Source organism: Paenibacillus sp. S33 (genome assembly GCF_053615415.1).
Window position 1 is genome coordinate 2560769 of record NZ_JBSIEZ010000001.1, and the last position, 18261, is coordinate 2579029.

Annotated in this window: 20 protein-coding genes and 1 pseudogene; 12 read left to right on the forward strand and 9 right to left on the reverse strand. The window is 42.7% G+C overall.

Annotated elements, in window-relative coordinates:
- The first annotated feature begins 19 nt into the window (after nucleotides 1-19).
- Together ACWGXJ_RS11830 and ACWGXJ_RS11835 are read left to right on the forward strand one after the other, a co-directional pair.
- Nucleotides 20-2041, forward strand: coding sequence for an oxidoreductase (locus tag ACWGXJ_RS11830; protein ID WP_452566799.1), 2022 nt, complete (start codon nucleotides 20-22; stop codon nucleotides 2039-2041).
- A 194-nt stretch (nucleotides 2042-2235) separates the two neighbouring features.
- The gene (locus tag ACWGXJ_RS11835) at nucleotides 2236-3156 is read left to right on the forward strand and encodes an aminoglycoside phosphotransferase family protein (protein ID WP_452566800.1); all 921 of its coding nucleotides are present in this window, start codon (nucleotides 2236-2238) and stop codon (nucleotides 3154-3156) included.
- Between the two features lie 44 nt (nucleotides 3157-3200).
- Here ACWGXJ_RS11835 and ACWGXJ_RS11840 read toward each other — a convergent pair whose 3' ends face one another.
- On the reverse strand, nucleotides 3201-3632 hold the full coding sequence (locus tag ACWGXJ_RS11840) for a hypothetical protein (RefSeq protein WP_235306293.1): 432 nt from the start codon (nucleotides 3630-3632) through the stop codon (nucleotides 3201-3203).
- A 179-nt stretch (nucleotides 3633-3811) separates the two neighbouring features.
- Here ACWGXJ_RS11840 and ACWGXJ_RS11845 point away from each other — a divergent pair, with 179 nt between their 5' ends.
- The 4 genes from ACWGXJ_RS11845 (at nucleotide 3812) to ACWGXJ_RS11860 (ending at nucleotide 7441) form a co-directional block, all read left to right on the forward strand.
- Nucleotides 3812-4261, forward strand: coding sequence for an Imm63 family immunity protein (locus ACWGXJ_RS11845; protein ID WP_061830167.1), 450 nt, complete (start codon nucleotides 3812-3814; stop codon nucleotides 4259-4261).
- Nucleotides 4262-4394: 133 nt separating this feature from the next.
- Complete coding sequence (locus ACWGXJ_RS11850; protein WP_452566801.1) at nucleotides 4395-5378, forward strand: ABC transporter substrate-binding protein; 984 nt, start codon at nucleotides 4395-4397, stop codon at nucleotides 5376-5378.
- Between the two features lie 33 nt (nucleotides 5379-5411).
- On the forward strand, nucleotides 5412-6437 hold the full coding sequence (locus ACWGXJ_RS11855) for a FecCD family ABC transporter permease (RefSeq protein ID WP_235306290.1): 1026 nt from the start codon (nucleotides 5412-5414) through the stop codon (nucleotides 6435-6437).
- Nucleotides 6434-7441: an iron ABC transporter permease gene (locus ACWGXJ_RS11860; protein WP_235306289.1), complete on the forward strand. Its 1008-nt coding sequence runs from the start codon at nucleotides 6434-6436 to the stop codon at nucleotides 7439-7441. The genes ACWGXJ_RS11855 and ACWGXJ_RS11860 overlap by 4 nt, the downstream gene beginning before the upstream one ends.
- A 164-nt stretch (nucleotides 7442-7605) precedes the next feature.
- Here the strand turns inward: ACWGXJ_RS11860 and ACWGXJ_RS11865 are convergent, their stop codons facing one another.
- Nucleotides 7606-8181 carry an NAD(P)H oxidoreductase gene (locus tag ACWGXJ_RS11865; RefSeq protein WP_452566802.1) on the reverse strand — a complete coding sequence of 192 codons (576 nt, stop codon included), beginning with the start codon at nucleotides 8179-8181 and terminating at the stop codon, nucleotides 7606-7608.
- A gap of 233 nt (nucleotides 8182-8414) precedes the next feature.
- On the opposite strand from ACWGXJ_RS11865, the gene ACWGXJ_RS11870 reads away from it, so the two are divergent.
- On the forward strand, nucleotides 8415-8786 hold the full coding sequence (locus ACWGXJ_RS11870) for a winged helix-turn-helix transcriptional regulator (protein ID WP_061830172.1): 372 nt from the start codon (nucleotides 8415-8417) through the stop codon (nucleotides 8784-8786).
- A 100-nt stretch (nucleotides 8787-8886) separates the two neighbouring features.
- Here the strand turns inward: ACWGXJ_RS11870 and ACWGXJ_RS11875 are convergent, their stop codons facing one another.
- Nucleotides 8887-9315, reverse strand: a complete 429-nt coding sequence (locus ACWGXJ_RS11875; protein WP_061830173.1) for a VOC family protein — start codon at nucleotides 9313-9315, stop codon at nucleotides 8887-8889.
- A gap of 179 nt (nucleotides 9316-9494) precedes the next feature.
- Here ACWGXJ_RS11875 and ACWGXJ_RS11880 point away from each other — a divergent pair, with 179 nt between their 5' ends.
- The gene (locus ACWGXJ_RS11880; RefSeq protein ID WP_013310240.1) at nucleotides 9495-9692 is read left to right on the forward strand and encodes a DUF3934 family protein; all 198 of its coding nucleotides are present in this window, start codon (nucleotides 9495-9497) and stop codon (nucleotides 9690-9692) included.
- Nucleotides 9693-9807: 115 nt separating this feature from the next.
- Nucleotides 9808-10500 (forward strand): pseudouridine synthase, encoded by a 693-nt coding sequence (locus ACWGXJ_RS11885; RefSeq protein WP_235306287.1) that lies wholly within the window; start codon nucleotides 9808-9810, stop codon nucleotides 10498-10500.
- A gap of 54 nt (nucleotides 10501-10554) precedes the next feature.
- Here ACWGXJ_RS11885 and ACWGXJ_RS11890 read toward each other — a convergent pair whose 3' ends face one another.
- Genes ACWGXJ_RS11890 through ACWGXJ_RS11910 form a run of 5 tightly spaced genes read right to left on the reverse strand, consistent with a single transcriptional unit; the run spans nucleotide 10555 to nucleotide 14545 of the window.
- On the reverse strand, nucleotides 10555-11118 hold the full coding sequence (locus ACWGXJ_RS11890; RefSeq protein WP_452566803.1) for a GerAB/ArcD/ProY family transporter: 564 nt from the start codon (nucleotides 11116-11118) through the stop codon (nucleotides 10555-10557).
- Between the two features lie 25 nt (nucleotides 11119-11143).
- Entirely contained in the window at nucleotides 11144-11644 is a 501-nt protein-coding gene (locus tag ACWGXJ_RS11895; protein ID WP_452566804.1) for a GerAB/ArcD/ProY family transporter, read from the reverse strand.
- A gap of 14 nt (nucleotides 11645-11658) precedes the next feature.
- Nucleotides 11659-11886 (reverse strand): hypothetical protein, encoded by a 228-nt coding sequence (locus tag ACWGXJ_RS11900; RefSeq protein WP_336078483.1) that lies wholly within the window; start codon nucleotides 11884-11886, stop codon nucleotides 11659-11661.
- A gap of 5 nt (nucleotides 11887-11891) precedes the next feature.
- Nucleotides 11892-13100 (reverse strand): Ger(x)C family spore germination protein, encoded by a 1209-nt coding sequence (locus ACWGXJ_RS11905; protein WP_452566805.1) that lies wholly within the window; start codon nucleotides 13098-13100, stop codon nucleotides 11892-11894.
- A 14-nt stretch (nucleotides 13101-13114) separates the two neighbouring features.
- The gene (locus tag ACWGXJ_RS11910) at nucleotides 13115-14545 is read right to left on the reverse strand and encodes a spore germination protein (RefSeq protein WP_061830178.1); all 1431 of its coding nucleotides are present in this window, start codon (nucleotides 14543-14545) and stop codon (nucleotides 13115-13117) included.
- A gap of 212 nt (nucleotides 14546-14757) precedes the next feature.
- Here ACWGXJ_RS11910 and ACWGXJ_RS11915 point away from each other — a divergent pair.
- Both ACWGXJ_RS11915 and ACWGXJ_RS11920 read left to right on the forward strand, forming a co-directional pair.
- Nucleotides 14758-14871: pseudogene (locus tag ACWGXJ_RS11915) on the forward strand (AraC family transcriptional regulator); the annotation flags it as partial.
- Between the two features lie 245 nt (nucleotides 14872-15116).
- Entirely contained in the window at nucleotides 15117-15959 is an 843-nt protein-coding gene (locus tag ACWGXJ_RS11920) for an alpha/beta fold hydrolase (protein ID WP_452566806.1), read from the forward strand.
- A gap of 139 nt (nucleotides 15960-16098) precedes the next feature.
- Here the strand turns inward: ACWGXJ_RS11920 and ACWGXJ_RS11925 are convergent, their stop codons facing one another.
- Nucleotides 16099-16701, reverse strand: coding sequence for a TetR/AcrR family transcriptional regulator (locus tag ACWGXJ_RS11925; RefSeq protein ID WP_452566807.1), 603 nt, complete (start codon nucleotides 16699-16701; stop codon nucleotides 16099-16101).
- Nucleotides 16702-16889: 188 nt separating this feature from the next.
- On the opposite strand from ACWGXJ_RS11925, the gene ACWGXJ_RS11930 reads away from it, so the two are divergent.
- Nucleotides 16890-18095: an MFS transporter gene (locus ACWGXJ_RS11930; RefSeq protein ID WP_446676042.1), complete on the forward strand. Its 1206-nt coding sequence runs from the start codon at nucleotides 16890-16892 to the stop codon at nucleotides 18093-18095.
- The last annotated feature ends 166 nt before the right edge of the window (nucleotides 18096-18261 follow it).

Below are 18261 nucleotides of genomic sequence, written 5' to 3' on the forward strand. Positions count from 1 at the left end.
CTCGCAAGGAGGAAGAACAATGAACCACTATCCTGCTATCTTTGAACCTCTAACCATACGACGAATGACCTTGAAAAATCGGATTGTTATGCCCCCGATGGGAACTAACTTTGCTGCCATGGACGGAAGCTTTGTTCAGGATCATATTGACTATTACGTGCAACGGGCCAAAGGTGGTACCGGCTTGATAACAGTAGAAAATGTTTGTCTGGATTTCCCGATGGGTACGAACGGAACAACCCAGTTGCGTATGGATAACGATCAGTTTATTCCCGGACTATTTAGATTAACAGAAGCCCTGCACTCTTATGGAGCTTGTGTTTCTGTACAAATTAACCATGCGGGTGCTTCAGCTTATGCGGGACGACTGAACGGAGTTCAGCCTGTATCTTCTTCGAATATTCCTTCTAAAAAGGGCGGAGTGATTCCAAGACCTTTGCAAAAAGAAGAAATTTACGCCATTGTGCGCAAATACGGAGAAGCAGCGGGAAGAGCGCAACGAGCAGGATTTGACTGTGTTGAAATTCATGCGGGACACTCCTACTTGCTGAGTCAGTTTCTTTCGCCGATGTATAATAAACGCACGGATGAATTTGGCGGCAGCGCAGAAAACCGTACCCGTTTTGCCAGATTAGTCATTGATGAAATTCGTTCAGTGGTGGGCCCATTTTTCCCTATTTGCTTACGATTTAGCGCGGAAGAGTTCACAGAAGGTGGGAACACACTGGAAGATACACTCGAGTTATTGGAGTATCTTAATGATGAGGTAGATATTCTGAACGTTTCTGCTGCTCTGAATGATTCCATCCAGTTCCAGATTGACGGGATGAACTTGCCAGATGGTTGGCGCTCTTATATGGCCAAAGCAGTAAAAGAAAAATTCGGGAAGGTCACGATGACCTCAGGTAATATTCGGAGCCCACAGGTTGCGCAGGATATTTTGGAGAGAGGTGACGCTGATCTTCTGGCTATGGGTAGAGGCTTGATTGCAGAACCGAACTGGGTGCTTAAAGTGCAAAACGGCTACGAACATTTGCTTAGAAAATGTATCTCTTGCAACATTGGTTGTGCGGATCACCGTATCTCCAAAAGTAAACCGATTTGCTGTACGGTAAATCCGGATCTGTTCAAAGAAGCTGAATACCGGAAACAACGAGTTAAGAACAATTTTCAGGTTGTTGTTATTGGTGGTGGGACCGCTGGTATGGAAGCTGCATGTACGGCAGCCGAAGTAGGCTGTAAAGTAACCCTTTTTGAGGAAAAACTAGAGTTGGGCGGCTTGGCTCGTGATATTGCCCGCCTGCCAGACAAAACACGCATCAATGATTTCCCTGATTATCTGATTCAGCGCACCAAACAGTTAACCAATCTGAACATTGTAACAGGGACCCGAGCCGATTTGGCGATGATTAGTGCTCTGAATCCTGATATTATTGTCAATGCGACGGGGGCCACACCACTTCTTCCGCCCATTGCAGGTTTACATGAGCAACTCGGTAAACCAGGTACAAAAGTGTTCTCCATCTTTGATCTTTTGCACAACATGGAGAAATTCCAGGAATTTGAAGGTAAACGCATTGCTGTAGTTGGCGGCGGAGCCGTGGGACTGGATGTCGTCGAATATTATGCAGAGCGTGGAGCACAAGAGGTTTCTATTATTGAGATGATGCCGTTACTGGGTAAAGATCTGGATATGATTACTCGGATTTCCATGATGAAAATGGTAGAGGAGCGGGAAGTGAACGTCCATACGGAAACAGCATTGACAGAAGTGTGTAGCGACCGCTTCAAAGTAAAGCATGGAAAACAGGAGTTTGAGATTCCTTTTGATCTTGGATTCGTATGCTTGGGTATGCATTCACACAGTCCGCTGATGGACAGCTTGCTCCAATATGGTAAAGAACATCAAGTAGAAGTTATTAATATCGGGGATAGTAAACAAGCTCGTCGTATTATTGACGGCACACGTGAAGGTCGAAATATTCTGAAAACCATTCAACGGGTAGACGAATTTAAACATGAGTTTTCTTATTCTTACTGATTTGAAAATACAAGTGATGGGTTTTCACGATGGCAACTCAGTGAATATTGAGGTTGAAGAGACGGCTTGTCTTTTCAGCCTTTTTTATTTGAGGTTTTTCCGGGAAGAGGATTGATTCCTCTGTCATTACGAAGGTAAACTATGGAAAGCATATATAGTAAGTAAGGCTATCTTAACTTGGGGGGGGGATGAGCGTGAATCAACTCTTTAGTGAAATACCGGGTGCCAGCAGGTGGAGCCACGTGGAAGAAATTCATAGAGGCTGGTCCAGTGACAAGAAATATTATATTCAAACCACTGACGGTAGGGACTTGCTGCTAAGAATGGCGGATATGGTTCATTATGATAAAAAGAAGCGCGAGTTTGAAGCTGTAACAAAGCTGAACCACGTGGAGAATCTGTTCATGTCCCGGCCGCTTGAATTTGGGATTTGTCATGATGGTCAATCTGTATATTCCCTGTTCACCTGGATCGAAGGGAAAGATGCTGAAGAGATTATCCCTACGTTGACCGCAGCACAACAGTATCAACTCGGGGTTCAAGCAGGAGATGCATTGAAAAAAATGCATGAGATTCATGCGGAGCAAGATCGAGTCCCATGGGTTGAACATTATAATGGCAAAATAAACAGATATATTACAAACTATAAGTCATGCGGTATTCCCCTAAAGGGAGCAGATCAAGCCATAAGCTTTATTGAGCAAAATCGTCAGCTATTAGAAAATCGTCCCCAGACTTTTCAGCATGGGGATTATCATGTGGGCAATATGGTGGTTACCCCATCCGGTGAACTGGGTATCATCGATTTTAATAGAATGGATTATGGTGATCCTTGGGAGGAATTCAATAGAATTACCTGGTGTGCAGCGTTAAGTCCTTTATTCGCTTCGGGCCGTATCCACGGTTATTTTAATAACCATGTACCTGACTTATTTTTTAGATTAATGGCTCTGTATATTGCAAGCAATCAGCTTTCATCGGTTCACTGGGCCATTCCATTTGGCAAAAAAGAGGTGGACGATATGGTGCAACGAGCTGAAGAGGTTTTGGAAGCGTATGATTACTTTCAAACCTATATACCGAAATGGTATGTGCCCAGTTACCGCGACTTGTAAAAGCGAAGACCGCCCCTCCTGGGAGTGACGGTCTATTTTTTCTATTATTGTTTCTTAATCTTATACGTAAATTCCCAAACGGCTTGATGACCTGAGTAACGTCCACGGTTTTCAGTAACCGTCACTCTTAGCTTAACGGTAGAACCTTTGGCAGAAACAGAGGAGACCTTTACATTCTTGGTGGCTTCACCTTCATCAGGAATTTTGTCTTGTTCCTCGGCATACGCATACAGCTTAATGCTGCCCCCTGATTTGACCTTTACCTTTACGCTGTTGTCTTCACTAATGGATTGGCCCGCCACCTGGGCAGCAATGGCCCATTCGTTGCCTACGTGATCGTTGGATACCAAGGTTGCTTGTTGAAACGTAACGATATACGTTGATGTTGCTGAAGCTGCGAGCGCGTACGTTCCATTGAACATCAGGGATATTACTACCAATAAAATAGCCGATGCTTTCGTCCATACTCTATTCATTCGCCTGTCTCCTTCAGTTGGATATATTGAGGGAAATCCCTCTATTCTAATTATCGTTTGCATCAAACAAAATTGTTAATCGTTGGTAAAAAAAGAGTTTGACTTCTTATTGCATCACTTGTGATCTAATTTAACTATGACTTGAATTTATTTAGTAGAGAAAGGCAAGGGAAAATCTGATGAAAAAAATATACAGTGAACAAGAAATTATAGATATGACTATTAAGCTGCTTGAACAAACTTCAATATATGAAGAGCAGTATGAGCAATATGTAAGACGACCTTTCCGTACGGATTTTTATGATGATCTTAGTCCGTATGTGCAAGTAGGCAAGCGGGGGTATACGCTCCAGATGTATGAAAGAGGCATACAGATGCTGAACAAGCTTACGAAAGATGTAGAGGATGTGATTTATTGGATTATCGAAGATACGATTCACATCATTGCTCATCTAAATTTGCTTCGCAAATATAAAGTGGATAACATAAATACTCATTTAAAATATACCAAGGAGATCATGAAGGAGCTGACAACTGTAATGAACAAAGCCTTTTATGAAATTGGAGGAATCTATCAGGAATGGCATGAAGCAAATAGAAGAGGGGAGCTGGAGAACCCATTAAAGTAAAACATAAAACTTAAAGAAACAGTTGACAATCAGTGAGGTAAAATTTACAATTTGATATCAGTGATAATGATTATCAATATCACTAATTTTAAGTATGTTTTGCACTTACTATATTTCAAAGGAGATTTACAACATGCATCGTATGATGAATAAGAAGTTTCACATGATTTTATGTGCACTATTCGTAGTGATTTTCGTTATTTCAGGTTGCGGGAATGCTGGCAGTTCCTCTGATTCATCTGCTAAACCCGCGTCGTCCGTGAAGGAAGAGGCAAGCAGTGATTCTGATACGCGTACAGTCTCTACGGTAAAAGGAGACGTGAAGGTGCCCGCTAATCCTCAACGGGTAGTCGTGAACTGGTATGTTGGCGATGTATTTACACTAGGGATTAAGCCAGCCGCAGTCATGGGGTGGAAACAAGAAACGATGCCTTTTTACGATAAGTTTAACGACATTCCCAATATTGAAAAGTGGGAAACTGAGGAAATTATGAAGTATGATCCTGATCTCATCATTACATATGATACAAAGGATTATGATAAGTTGTCTAAAATTGCGCCTGTTCTTGTAATACCTGAGGATAAAATGACCTCTATAGAACGTTTGAAATTACTTGGTCAGGCCACAGGACATGAAGCAGAAGCAGACAAAGTGATTTCACTGTTTGAAAGCAAGCTGAGTCAGGCCAAAGAAAAACTAAATTCCGACATATTCAAGGACAAAACGTTTAGCATTTTCGAGGATTGGGGCAGTGGCTCTTACGGAATATATTATGAAACAGGCTCACGTGGAGGAACGTTGCTTTACAATTATCTGGGACTTCACAAACCGGAAAAGCTCAACACATTGGTTAAAAATTCCGGAGAGAGTCGGGGTTCTTTATCCTACGAGGTAGCTGCTGAATACTTTGGAGATTATGTCCTTTGGTTTAAGCAGGAAGGCAAGGAATCTGAATATGCGAAGACAAAAATCTGGAGCAGTATTCCAGCCGTTAAAAACGGACATATCATCGAAATTCCAGCGAAATATGCAGGACTGTTCTATTATTCGGACGTTGCTAGTATGACGGGACAGCTAGATTATATTATTAGCAAATTGCTGGAACAGACTAAGTAACGATGCATAATTGACCAACTAAGGGTGTAATCGATGTCTACTCACAAAGAACCAAATAAAAAAGGAATATTTCATTTTGTAAGCTACATGATCGTGGGCGTGTTCCTGCTCCTGCTGGTTACCGCAGCATCTATTACCTTTGGTGCTGCGGAAATGAGCCTGAAGCTGGCATGGGGTGCTATATTTCAGTTTGATCCCAACATTACAGAACATCAGATTATTCACACCTTGCGTTTTCCACGAACCGTGGCAGATATCATTGTAGGGTGCAGCTTGGCTGTGTGTGGGGCAATTATGCAGGGAACCACTCGTAATCCACTAGCGGATTCGGGACTCATTGGCATAAGTTCTGGCTCGACATTTGCTATTGCGTTATGTATGGCCTTTTTGCCTGGTCGCACCTACGGAGAAACCATGCTGTATTCTTGTCTAGGTGCAGCAATCACTACAGGCATTACGTATTACATCGCATCTATAGGCAAGCGAGGAATGACGCCTCAGCGACTGGTGCTGGCAGGAATGTCCATCTCCATGCTTTTTGGTGCGTTTAGTACGTTTATCGCTATTAAGTATGAGATTGGCCAAGCCCTTGATTACTGGTCTGCTGGTGGTACAGCCAGTGCCAAGTGGGGTGAATTAGCTTTCATTGCGCCACTGTTTGTAGTGGGTTTGATCTGTGCCATCGTGCTTTCTCCCTCGATTACGATTTTGAGCTTCGGGGAGGATGTGGCATCAGGCTTGGGTATTCGTGCAAACAGGATTAAGTTGTTTTCAACCTTAATTGTATTAATTCTAACGGGGTTATCGGTTATTGTGGTCGGCCCTGTTGGCTTCGTTGGTTTGATCGTGCCACACATTATGCGCCATCTGGTCGGAACGGATTATCGGTATATTATCCCGGCCTCAGCTTTGTATGGAGCAGTCTTTCTGTTGGCGGCGGATTTACTCGGACGTCTGATCAATCGTCCTCACGAAACACCCCTTGGCATTATTTTTGCCTTGGTGGGCGTACCCTATTTTCTCTACCTTGTGCGCAAGCAGAGGAGGGAGTTTAGTTGAAACTGTCCCGTAATACCAGGGGGATTAGCATTATTTTACTGTTAGTAGTGCTGACGCTGCTAGTGGCTGTACTTAGTATGAATGTTGGGAAAATGAACCTAACTCCACTCGAAGTTTTCAAGGTCATCATTGGCGAAGGAACGAGCAAACAGAACCTGATCGTGTTTGACTTTCGACTGCCACGTATTGTGCTTTCTATATTGGTAGGTATTGGCATGGGGATATCAGGCTGTATTATGCAAAGCTTGCTCAAAAACGACATGGCCAGTCCGGGAACACTCGGCATCAGCTCAGGCTCAGGGTTATTTGTACTTATGTATATTACGTTGTTCGCTAGTGAAGGATTGCTATCGCCTATTCTTCTTCCTGGGCTGGCTTTTGCAGGCGGCCTTACGGCAGCATTTTTGATTTTTATGTTTGCTTTCAGGCGGGGAAGAGACATCTCGCCTACAGGCTTAATTTTAACTGGTGTCGCTATGGGCAGTGGCTACAGCGCATTATCTCTGATGTTGACACTCCGGCTAGACAAGCAACAGTATGACTTTGCTTTGAGATGGCAGGCTGGAGACCTGTGGGGGGACGACTGGAGCTATATTATGGTGCTGCTCCCGTGGGTGCTTATCATCTGTATTTACGTTTTTTACAGGTCTAACACACTCAATACGTTGAATTTGGGGAATCAGACAGCATCGGGCCTCGGCGTAGCAATTAAAAGGGAGTTTATCGGCTTGACGATTGCTGCCGTTGCGCTTGCTTCTGGTAGCGTGGCACTTGGCGGAAATTTCTTTTTTGTAGGCATGGTCAGCCCCCATCTAGCGCGCAAGCTAGTAGGGCCCAATCATAAGCTATTGCTACCTACGACGGCATTAGTTGGTGCACTCGTCATTTTGATTGCTGACACACTTACTCGAACGATTAGTTTTGGGGCAGATATTCCAACCGGAATTATTATCACCATACTGGTCACCCCTTATTTCCTTTACTTACTGTCGAAAGCCAGTTAAATGCAGATAAATGAAAAGACGCTAACCCATGTCCATAGAAAAAATGGCTAGGTTAGTATCTTTTTTTGTTACTACTTAGGTCTCCTTGTGGAAAAACAATTCTTTCTCACATTCTGTTAGGATTTCCGGCCTTCGTGTTGAAGGGTGGGGATTGTAAATAAAGCCTAATCCTTGGCATAATTCAAACCAAAGTGATAAGCTTGGTCCAGCAGCATTTCAAAATGACCGGAATTTGAACTCAGGGTCTCATCTAAGAATTCAACCTTGGAATTGGAAACTCCGCAATAATCTGCAATTCCCACATTCAGCAAATGAGTAATCATTTTATCATAGTTACGCTTTTTCATCTGTTCCTTCGAAACTCCGGCCAAGCCAATCCACAAGACATGCTGATGATGCAGGTAATTCGAACCGTACGCAAACCCATTGTTCCATACACGGTCAATATAACCCTTCAGCATAGCTGGCAAATTCCACCACCAAAGAGGAAAAATAAATGCCAATGCATCATGCTCCTTCATCCGCCTCATTTCCATTTCTACTTCAGGGGAAAAGGACTGTTCCGCAACTGTCAAATCCGGTTCATCTACTCCTTTTAAAATAGGATCAAAACCAATCTCATGCAAATCCAATATCTCATAATCGTGGCCTGCATCGGCAAGACCCTGTACGAAACGATCAGCAACCTTAAAGGTCAAGGAATCTTTTCTCGGGTGTGAAACAACGGTTAATACTTTCATGCTTCTTCACTACCTTTCTCAATAGTTTACTTCTAGGAATGCTCAATGCTTGATGCTATTATATACAGTAGGAGAATAATCTGGAAGTACGCACTTTTAAGTTCTATAGGATGATACAGGTGCCATAGGAACATGGAAGTGCCCTAGGTAGATTCCCTAGAAACTGATCTGAGTAATGAATTGAAGTGATGGTTGTTCTGAGCAAACGAAGCCTTCTAAAGGAGGATTAAGAAATGACTGAACAGATAAAAAATAGGGTTCAAAAGAAGTATCAAGTTGGAGTGGAAGCGGCTTTAGAGGTGATGGGAGGGAAATGGAAGCCTTTGATTATCTACCATCTGATGACAGGACGGAAACGAACGTCTGAGTTTCGTCGGTTAATACCCGGCATTACACAAAAAATGCTGACTACTCAGCTCAGAGGCCTAGAAAAGGATGAGATCGTTACACGAAAGGTTTATAATGAAGTCCCTCCTAAAGTGGAGTATGAGTTAACGGACTACGGCTGGGGATTAAAACCCGCGCTAGACCATTTATGCTACTGGGGAGAGGATCACTTGGATAAGATCCATGGAGACAAATTCAAGGTCTTGGAAGAATTCTAAGGCTGCTGTATAGAGTAACTTCAAGCTAATATTAAGCCCTCACAAAGCATTCAGTCAGAATAGCTTGTGAGGGCTTAACTGTCGTAGGTTATATAACAGACTAACTGTCGGTCATTCCGTTATCATAGCTTAACTGCCATTCAATTCCGAACTTATCTTTAAGGCTACCGTAACATTTACTCCAAAATGTTTCTTGAAGTTCCATGCTTACGGTTCCTCCTTCTTTTAACTTATGAAAGTACGATCGAATTTTCTCTTCGTCCTTATTGACGATGGCGAGGCTGATGTTGTTTCCGGCTACGAAAGGCATACCAGGAAAAACGTCTGAGAACATGACATTACTACCATCAATTTGAAGCCGCGTATGCATGACCAAATTTTTGGCTTCTTCAGGGAGAGGATAATCGGGGTTGGGTGGTGCTTCACCGAACGTCATGATTTGTGGTTTCTCAGTCCCAAATGCCTCTGCGTAAAACTCCGCTGCTTCACGACAATTTCCATTAAAGTTAAGATAAACATCAACAGACATGTGTTTCACTCCTTCAAGAATCATTATTTACTTGCAAACAAACAAAAATACAACAAGATCCGTTTTGCGAAAGTATTTGCGGCTTAACATGTTCAATTTTTAAAAGAAATGGGCATGATGATCAAAGTAATGGTATGATAGCTTAGTTAAATCTGAACGACTAGTAATGGAGTGATCATATGGGTGGAAAAAGCAAGGGCGGCGGGACCGGCAGAGGTACAGGTAGTAAGGGCTGGACACGCTGGAACAAAACTGCGAAGCCAGTAAGGACAAAAAGCGCTTCTACAAGCGCACCGGGAAGCAAAGCGGCAGGTGGCACAAAAGGCGGCACTGCCAAACCAACAAGGAATAAAAGCGGCGGCAACAGTAGCAAATAAGCCGGGAAAGTATAAGTTGTCGTAAACGTCGAACATCTGATTAAGCAAGAACAATCAGGTGTTTTTTTAATTATTTTACTTAAACTCGCATATTATAATCAGAAGCAGGTGAATCGTGAGAATTAACAAGTACATCAGTGAGACAGGATTTTGCTCACGTCGGGAAACCAACAGGCTGATTGCAGCAGGGCGAATTACGATTAATGGAAATGTTTGTGAAGCGGGCGCAGAAGTAGAGCCACAGGATATCGTGCTGATTGATGGAGAAGCTATTCCGCTCAATTCCAGTGAACCTGTATATTTGGCTCTGAATAAGCCTATAGGCATTGTTTGTACCGCAGCGGAGCAAGTGGCTGGCAATATTATTAGTTATGTCAATTATCCTTCGCGGATTTTTGCCATCGGCAGGCTGGATAAAGCGTCAGAGGGACTCATTCTATTAACCAACGATGGAAGCATCGTCAATCAAATGATGCGTTCCGAACATGGTCATGAGAAGGAGTATGTAGTGACTGTAGACCAACCTGTTACAAACGAGTTTACGCAGGCCATGTCTTGTGGCGTTGAAATATTGAACGTCATTACCAAACCGTGCAAGGTTGATCGTACGAGCGAATACGAGTTCCGCATTATTTTGACGCAGGGTCTGAACTTGCAAATTCGCAGAATGTGCAAGGCCTTGGGGTACAGGGTGCTAAAGCTGGAACGTGTTCGAATTATGAATATTACCTTGGATCATCTGGAGCGTGGACAATGGAGACATCTTGAGAAGGCGGAACTGGAGCTACTTCTTGCTAAATTGCAATAATGAGTACAACAAAAGTTTATTTGAGAACAGTATGTTCATACAGCCAACGCAACTTTAGTGATACTTTTTACGTAATTTCAACGATACCTTACCCACCAGCCATAGCACAATAGGAAACACGATACCGAAAATCATGGCGTAAAAAGGCCATACTGAAAAAAACTTGATTAAAAATTGCATATTTGGCCAAATAGAATGAACCATTGCCAATGCGATTAGGATCAGAGGAACTAAGAGAGAGTTAGCGCTTCGAAGACGAAAAGCATCTGCAAGCCCTTGCGCTGAAACATATAAAAGCAGTGCGAGTCGGAAAAAAATGGTGACAAACCAGAACACTGCAACGAAAATTTCAAACCGTTGAAGAAACTCTCCGTTACTGATTGTTCGGTTAATAAAAAAAGTAGGAAATGTCAAATTAGATACAACACCTTCACTCATCACGGCGATTATTTGTAGAACCATGAAAAAATACATGCCGCCGCTAATCAAAGCACAAGTTATCACTGTCTTTCTCCACTTTTTTGGATCGGGGATGTGCTGTGCAAAAAAAAGATACAGAATTGCCTCAAGGTAGGGAAAGGCAAACAAATTGAACGAAGCGAGAACGATAGGGTTCAAACCATACTCTAAAATAGGGAGCACATTATTTGGTATCAGAAAGAAGGGTAACCCTGACCAACAGATACAGAACCAGAAGGAAAAAAAATAGGATTTCCGCACAACGGCCAATTACAGCAGGGCCTGATCGAACGGCAAAATAAATGACTATAAGCATGATGAAATATATCGCGTCGGAGGGAGTTTCCGGCATAATAGCTATCGTGATAAAGTCGCCCAGATTTCGAAGTGTCATAATGAACACAAGAAAGGGAAAGAAAAAAATGAAAACGATGCTGATCGTCCCGCCCAAGGGACCGAAGAGGCAACGGAGATGCTCTACGAAAGATTTCCCCTGCATTTGCCTAGCGATGGAGGCATATAAAGGTATCAATAACAGATGGAAACCTAAGGAGACTGGGATGGAGAGCCAGGCATCTTGTTTTGCGACAGCGGTAATTACCGCTGGGAGCACCAGATATGCGCTTCCTATTTGATACAATGCAAACCACAAAATAGCTTGTCGAACCGTCAAATTGGAGTTCATTCCAATACCCCCCCTTAAGATAATATTTCTGTAAGTAACCGACTTATTGGTTGAAATAGGATTTGAATGCCCTTCAGTGGAGTCGGCAGTTTAATGTTGGCGATCCGTAGGATAATCAATATAACGCCTATAATCAACAATATCGAGCTGAATACAATTTCACGCACATATTGTTTCTCCTTGAATTTTTTAAACTCATACAAAGATGTTAAAATGGAAGTTACGAGAATCACATAAAGCATTGCATTCACTCCTGATTGTGTATTCCCATATCGATTGGACTGGTAATGTCCCCGAACCGGACTAAACGATAATTGAGCTGAATATCCACTTTAAGCGTTTGAAATTTTTGTGGCCAATCCTCTTTCCATTTATGCCATTCACGTGGGAACTTGCGGTGAAAAGCTTCTCCAAACCCGAATATATCGGAACCGATTTGTTGTGCGTACGAAATGCCCTCCTTCAAAGATTGTTCCAGATGCTCTTTAGCTGATTCTTGAAGATCTCTAAATGTCTCTTCATTCTTAAGGTTGGCATTGCACGAGACCGTTCCGATATTGGATTCTGTATCCACAATAAGAGAAATGTGCGGCTCATGATCTATTATTTTTGGACGCATCTTTACTTTGGAACGGATTACTTCAACAACAAATTTTCCTTTGGAATTCGGACAATCGATGGAAGCTACGGTGCTGGAAACACGATTGGATATATAGGTAAAGGCTTTACTTTGTGAATCATCCATCCAATTGATAAGTCGGTCGCCCTTGAAAACACCAATTCCAGTAAAAAAGTATTTAACATGTTGGGGCGACTTTGTCACACTATCAATAGTTAGACCTTTTTCTAGGTTTGTCAGTCGAATACCGGTGAGAACCGGTTCAATGCCATCATCTGTGAAACTCTGTAAAATATCTTTCACATTGACCGCGGAAGTTGGAGCCCATGCTTTTTCAGAAAGCCTTAATGCCTTATACATATCCATTGCAGGCAAGACCTCGGTTGGAGTTACAAAAGTAACGGCCTCCTTTGCCGAGCTTCCTCTGACAACGGCCAAATAGAAATCAGGCCGAACTTCATGATCACGGAACAGAAAGTCCAGCGACTCCTTGATTCCTTTTTTTGCCGTTTTTTCATCAAAAATGACAAACTTTAAGTGAGACATATACATTTTTCGGGACGATTCCGTTGTTAATTTTCGAATAGCTTCAAATATGGTATCGGCGCGTTTGGAAAAAACGATCGTTGGCGTCCGTTCCATGGGGGAATTCTGAGACATTTTCGTTGGGTCAACCACTTGTAAACTGACTTCATATTGGTCATCAACTGCATCAATGCCCAGAGCCATCACGACGGAAATTGCGCTCAATTCCTTACTGTTCCAGCAACCCGTAAGAAACACCATTAGCCAGATGGACATAATCAGTAATAAAATGGTGGATCGATACGAGTTCATGATGGTCTACTCCTTTAGTTTTTGCGATGTTTTTTGTTAGTTCTATATGGAAAACGCAATATGGCGTCCCTCTGCTCAGACGATTTGTAATTGGCAAAGGGACTTAAATACGGTACACCGAATGAATGAAGCCCATTGAGATGCACAAAGAGCATGAGAATACCAACAGTCAATCCGTACACACCAAACATAGCGGCTATGCCTATGAAAGCGAAACGTAATATCCGGATTGGAATGGCAAAGGTGTACGAGGGAATGACAAAGCTCGAAATGGCAGTTATTGCAACAACAATGACCATAACAGCCGAAACGATGTTTGCTTCTACAGCAGCCTGGCCGATCACTATTGACCCGACAATAGAAACGGCTTGACCGACCGTCCGTGGCATACGAAGACCTGCCTCCCTCAGAATTTCAAAAACCACTTCCATGATCATCGCCTCAATAAATGCTGGAAACGGAACTCCTTCACGTTGCGCGGATAAGCTTAATAACAAAACTGTTGGAATCATATCCTGATGAAATGTCGTTAATGCGACATAAATGGCCGGAGCCAACATACAGATTGCCAGGCATATGTACCTTAATATTCGAATGATACTACTGTAAATAAAGGATTGATAATAATCTTCTGCGGATTGAAGAAAGTCTACAAACACCGCAGGTGCAAGGATGGCGAAGGGAGATCCATCCACAAATATCGCAATTTTCCCCTCCATAATTCCTGCTGCAATAGAGTCTGGGCGATCAGAATTATAAAAGATCGGAAATATCGTGAGTTGTTTATTTTCTTGGAGACATTCTTCCAAATATTCGCTTTCAAGCACACCTTCTACATGCATGTTCTTTAACTTGGATATCATGTCCTGCACCTTTTTTGGGTCAGCGACCCCATGCAAATACATGACCGATATATCGGTCTTGGTTTTTTCGCCAACTTTTATGGTAGTTAGACGTACTCTTGTATCCTTCACCCTTCGACGAACCATAGTCGTATTCGTACGTAAAGTTTCTGTAAACGACTCTTGCGGACCTCTGACCACAGGCTGTGTCTTCGAATCTGTAATACTGCGTTCTTCCCATCCAGGCAAAGAAATGATCAATCCTTCATCCATATCGTCCAGGAGTAGGAGAAGACCACCTGAGAGGATCTGTTCCAAAGCATCTTCAAAGTTTTGAGCAAAGCTTGCTTCACCAATGTCCAAAATTGCGTTTTTCAATAACGGTAAAGTGATCTCGTCAGAGGAGACACGATCATGCAACGGACGGATCACATTGTCCTGTACCTTTTGCATGTCAGTCATTCCGTCCAAATAAAAAAGTGCGGCGTGTTTATGGCCAGCTGTGATTTCACGAACAATAAAATCCGAACTGTTTCCCATGAAGTCACAAATGAGATCGATATTCCGGCATAATTGTCTTGAAAATTTGGTATGTAACTTCATTTTCACCCTCCTCAGATACGTAGTATTAACAATAATCCAAAATAATACCACAATAATCCATAAATGCGTTTGTTGTCGGTAAGGTCAATGACATCTTAACGGTGGAGGATTCGGGCTAAGTAATTTTTAAAAGACAGCTGCGGATAACAAGAAACTCTTGGATAAAGGGAATTTTGATATAGCAAACAGCGTGAAAGAAACCAATTGTGTGAGATATTTATTCAGCAGTTGCAGAATGTGGCTTAGTTGACTTAACCCATTTAAATAAACACTTTAAAAGTGTATATAGAACAACAGCATTTGAATATATGTCCCATTTAAATTGAGGAGGAGGGCATTGAATCCGTTTATATTAGAGTCCATTCAAGCTTAAACTGTTGATGTGAAAAATAAACGTTTTCCTGAAGAAAAACATACATTTACGATAAAGAAGAGGAACTGAAAGTACTTTATGGAGGTAAGTGATGAAGATAATTCGCATTCATTTCTAAATTATTTTTCGATTACTGTAAACACAGACTAATATTCTGTGTTTTTTTGTTTTATATATCATTGAGGGGAGGAATTCTACATGAACGAACAACTCATAAAAAGCGATGGAATAGTAATTTGTACTGACAGTTTTGGAAAGCAAGTTAACCCGGCAATATTACTGATTATGGGGGCTCAATCCTCATTGGTCTGGTGGGAGGAAGAATTCTGCCAGCGTTTAGCAGAGACAGGTCGCTTTGTCGTTCGCTACGATAACCGAGATGTTGGACGTTCTACAACCTATGAACCTGGGCAACAGGACTATACTTTCGAAGACATGGCAGATGATGCTATTCGAGTATTGGATGCGTATAAGATTGAGCAAGCGCATATTGTGGGCATGTCCATGGGCGGCATGCTGACTCAAATGATAGCTCTGCGACATCCAGGCAGAGTTCTAACCGTTACCCTCGTATCAACGTCCAATTTTGCTCCCGATCTTCCACCGATGGAGGAAAAGGTTATGGACTATTTCTCGAATATGGGAGCAATAGATTGGACGAACGAACAATCGGTGGTCGATTTTGTGATAGGTAGATCAAGAATTCTAGTAGGTTCAAAACACGCTTTCGATGAAAAAAAAGTTTATAAATTAGCAAAAGAAGAATGGAAAAGAAGCAACAATATAGCCAGCATGAACAATCACGCAATGCTGTCAGGTGGAGAATCCTATCTGGCTAGGACAAGGGAAATAACCGTCCCTGCTCTGGTTATACACGGTACTGAAGATCCGATTATCCCTTATGAACACGGAATAAATCTTGCTAACGAAATTCCGGGTGCGGTTTTACTTACATTGGAAGGAACTGGACATGAACTTCACTACGACGATTGGGATTTAATAATCGATTCTATTTCAAATCACACTTCGATACCCAATTAAGTCAAACTGATGTGTAGGATAGGCTGAATAAAGCCGTTGTTGAGAGAAGCAATCTTCCTGAATAAAAAGGCAATCTCCTTTTTTAGGAGGATTGCCTTTTCTATTTGTATGCCCTTATTTCATGAAAACTGAGCCAGTCTCAGGCACAAGTATCCCAAAGCTCCATCAATTTAGTTATGGCTGCATCAATGTTGTCTATGGAAACACCATCTCTGGCTTCTGTAGATATACCTTCCAGGAAGGTAACGAATAGTGTGGTTAACATGCTAACATTTGTGGATTCTTGAAGTTCTCCGTTCTTGGTAGCTCGCTCAATACGAGCATGGAACTTGTTCCTAGTCACTGCTCTTTGCCTGGTCAATAGTTCTCGAATATGAGTGTTTTCCGGCGAACAAGTATTTGCAGAGAATATGACTAAACAACCCAAGGGATGGGTCTGCTCAGTCTGCATGATTGCTGAACTTCTTAAGGCTAATTCAATAGCTGTGCGCGATGAAAGTGAATAGTTTGTAAGGCTTGTCGATACTTGTCCGTATGTAGCCAAATACTGGTCCAGCGCTTCTTTGAATAATGCGTCTTTTGATTCAAAAGCTGCATAAAAGCTGGCTGAGGAGATGCCGCCCATCGCCTTTTTGAGCTGAGCTAAAGAGGTTGATTCAAATCCATGCTCCCAAAACAACATCATAGCTTGGGAGATCGCTTCGTCGCGACTGAATTTACGTGGTCTTCCGGTTCTAACCATGGAGTCGCCTCCTTTTATCTTGTACTTATATACTAATCGATCCAAAAGTAATTGACAAGACCGAGAGGCATCTTTAAAATATGGAATGATTGATCCATAATTGAAATAAAAGGAGGGCAAATCATTGGTATATGTGCTTGATTTTTCGCTTGAACTTGTTTTGAAATCGATATTAAGGAGCTGCGCTAATGTCCAGCAATAATTCTTCTACTACTGCAAAGATTGCTTCTTCCGTCTCATCTGAGCGCTTTCCCTGGCTTGGCCTGCTCGCTTTGGCTATGACAGGATTCATCTGTATTATGACGGAAACGATTCCGGCTGGTTTGCTTCCGCAAATAAGCAAGGGACTTTATATTTCAGACGCAATGGCTGGTCAACTGGTCACTGTCTATGCCATCGGTTCTTTAGTGGCTGCCATCCCTGTAGCTATAGTTACCCGCCAATGGCGGAGGCGTCCGCTGTTACTTCTGGCTATCTGCGGGTTTCTGGTTTTTAACAGTGTCACCGCAATTTCCTCTAGCTACATACTGACGCTGGCTGCCCGTCTGCTGGCAGGAGTTTCGGCTGGAGTTCTATGGGGGATGATCGGCGGTTACGCTCTCCGCATGGTCTCTGCTACATTGAAAGGGAGGGGGATGGCGGTTGCCATGGTTGGAACGCCCATCGCCTTGGCTATTGGTGTCCCGGCGGGAACGTTTCTGGGGAACCTTATGGGTTGGCGTTCTGTTTTTGGAATCATGTCGCTACTGACTGTTATACTGATCGCGTGGGTGCTTTGGAAGGTGCCTGACTATCCGGGACAATCCTCCGATAAGCAAGCTTCGATCTATGCAGTCTTCCTTACACCGGGGATTCGGCCCATACTATTGGTTGTACTGACCTGGATGACAGCACATAATATTCTTTACACTTATATTGCTCCATTTCTTGCGGCCAATGGGATAGGGGAGAGAGTGGGTCTGGCGCTGGCTTTCTTTGGCATTGCTGCTCTTGTAGGTATATGGATAACTGGCGTATTCATCGACCGTTGGCTGCGTAAGCTTGTCCTTATTAGTCTTATTTCCTTCGTCTTAATTTCTATTGCCATGAGCTTTAGCAACTCCAATGTCCTTATAATCTATATCATTGTTACGGTATGGGGTTTAACCTTCGGCGGCGCAGCAACGCTATTGCAAACGGCGCTTGCTCAGGCTGCAGGGGAGAGCAAAGTGGATATGGTGATGCCGATTAACACGACCGTATGGAATCTGGCTATCGCTGGCGGCGGGATGACTGGGGGTATTTTGCTTGAAACTTTTGGTGCGGGATCATTTTCATGGGCATTATTCATACTCTTATTCCTTGCGCTTCTCGTGGCTTGGGGTGGCAAAAAGTATTCGTTCCCTCCACAGTAATCTGGTAATTAGTGAGGCTTTTTTAAAAAAATTCGCTTGTTATGGCTTCTAACATTAATGAGTAGAAGATATGAAGTCCTGCTTATTTTCCACGAAGGGCTGAATTCGTCCAGCACTTACTCATAGGCAACCGGACCGAATCCGGCCACCTATACAGTATTATCCT

Excerpts from the sequence above, each read along its gene's own strand:
- ACWGXJ_RS11930 (WP_446676042.1), top strand. The coding sequence starts at position 16,890 with ATGTCCAGCAATAATTCTTCTACTACTGCAAAGATTGCTTCTTCCGTC.
- ACWGXJ_RS11925 (WP_452566807.1), bottom strand. The coding sequence starts at position 16,701 with ATGGTTAGAACCGGAAGACCACGTAAATTCAGTCGCGACGAAGCGATC.
- ACWGXJ_RS11920 (WP_452566806.1), top strand. The coding sequence starts at position 15,117 with ATGAACGAACAACTCATAAAAAGCGATGGAATAGTAATTTGTACTGAC.
- ACWGXJ_RS11865 (WP_452566802.1), bottom strand. The coding sequence starts at position 8,181 with ATGAAAGTATTAACCGTTGTTTCACACCCGAGAAAAGATTCCTTGACC.
- ACWGXJ_RS11855 (WP_235306290.1), top strand. The coding sequence starts at position 5,412 with ATGTCTACTCACAAAGAACCAAATAAAAAAGGAATATTTCATTTTGTA.
- ACWGXJ_RS11910 (WP_061830178.1), bottom strand. The coding sequence starts at position 14,545 with ATGAAGTTACATACCAAATTTTCAAGACAATTATGCCGGAATATCGAT.
- ACWGXJ_RS11845 (WP_061830167.1), top strand. The coding sequence starts at position 3,812 with ATGAAAAAAATATACAGTGAACAAGAAATTATAGATATGACTATTAAG.
- ACWGXJ_RS11880 (WP_013310240.1), top strand. The coding sequence starts at position 9,495 with ATGGGTGGAAAAAGCAAGGGCGGCGGGACCGGCAGAGGTACAGGTAGT.
- ACWGXJ_RS11875 (WP_061830173.1), bottom strand. The coding sequence starts at position 9,315 with ATGTCTGTTGATGTTTATCTTAACTTTAATGGAAATTGTCGTGAAGCA.
- ACWGXJ_RS11840 (WP_235306293.1), bottom strand. The coding sequence starts at position 3,632 with ATGAATAGAGTATGGACGAAAGCATCGGCTATTTTATTGGTAGTAATA.
- ACWGXJ_RS11850 (WP_452566801.1), top strand. The coding sequence starts at position 4,395 with ATGCATCGTATGATGAATAAGAAGTTTCACATGATTTTATGTGCACTA.
- ACWGXJ_RS11870 (WP_061830172.1), top strand. The coding sequence starts at position 8,415 with ATGACTGAACAGATAAAAAATAGGGTTCAAAAGAAGTATCAAGTTGGA.
- ACWGXJ_RS11905 (WP_452566805.1), bottom strand. The coding sequence starts at position 13,100 with ATGAACTCGTATCGATCCACCATTTTATTACTGATTATGTCCATCTGG.
- ACWGXJ_RS11895 (WP_452566804.1), bottom strand. The coding sequence starts at position 11,644 with ATGAACTCCAATTTGACGGTTCGACAAGCTATTTTGTGGTTTGCATTG.
- ACWGXJ_RS11830 (WP_452566799.1), top strand. The coding sequence starts at position 20 with ATGAACCACTATCCTGCTATCTTTGAACCTCTAACCATACGACGAATG.
- ACWGXJ_RS11900 (WP_336078483.1), bottom strand. The coding sequence starts at position 11,886 with ATGCTTTATGTGATTCTCGTAACTTCCATTTTAACATCTTTGTATGAG.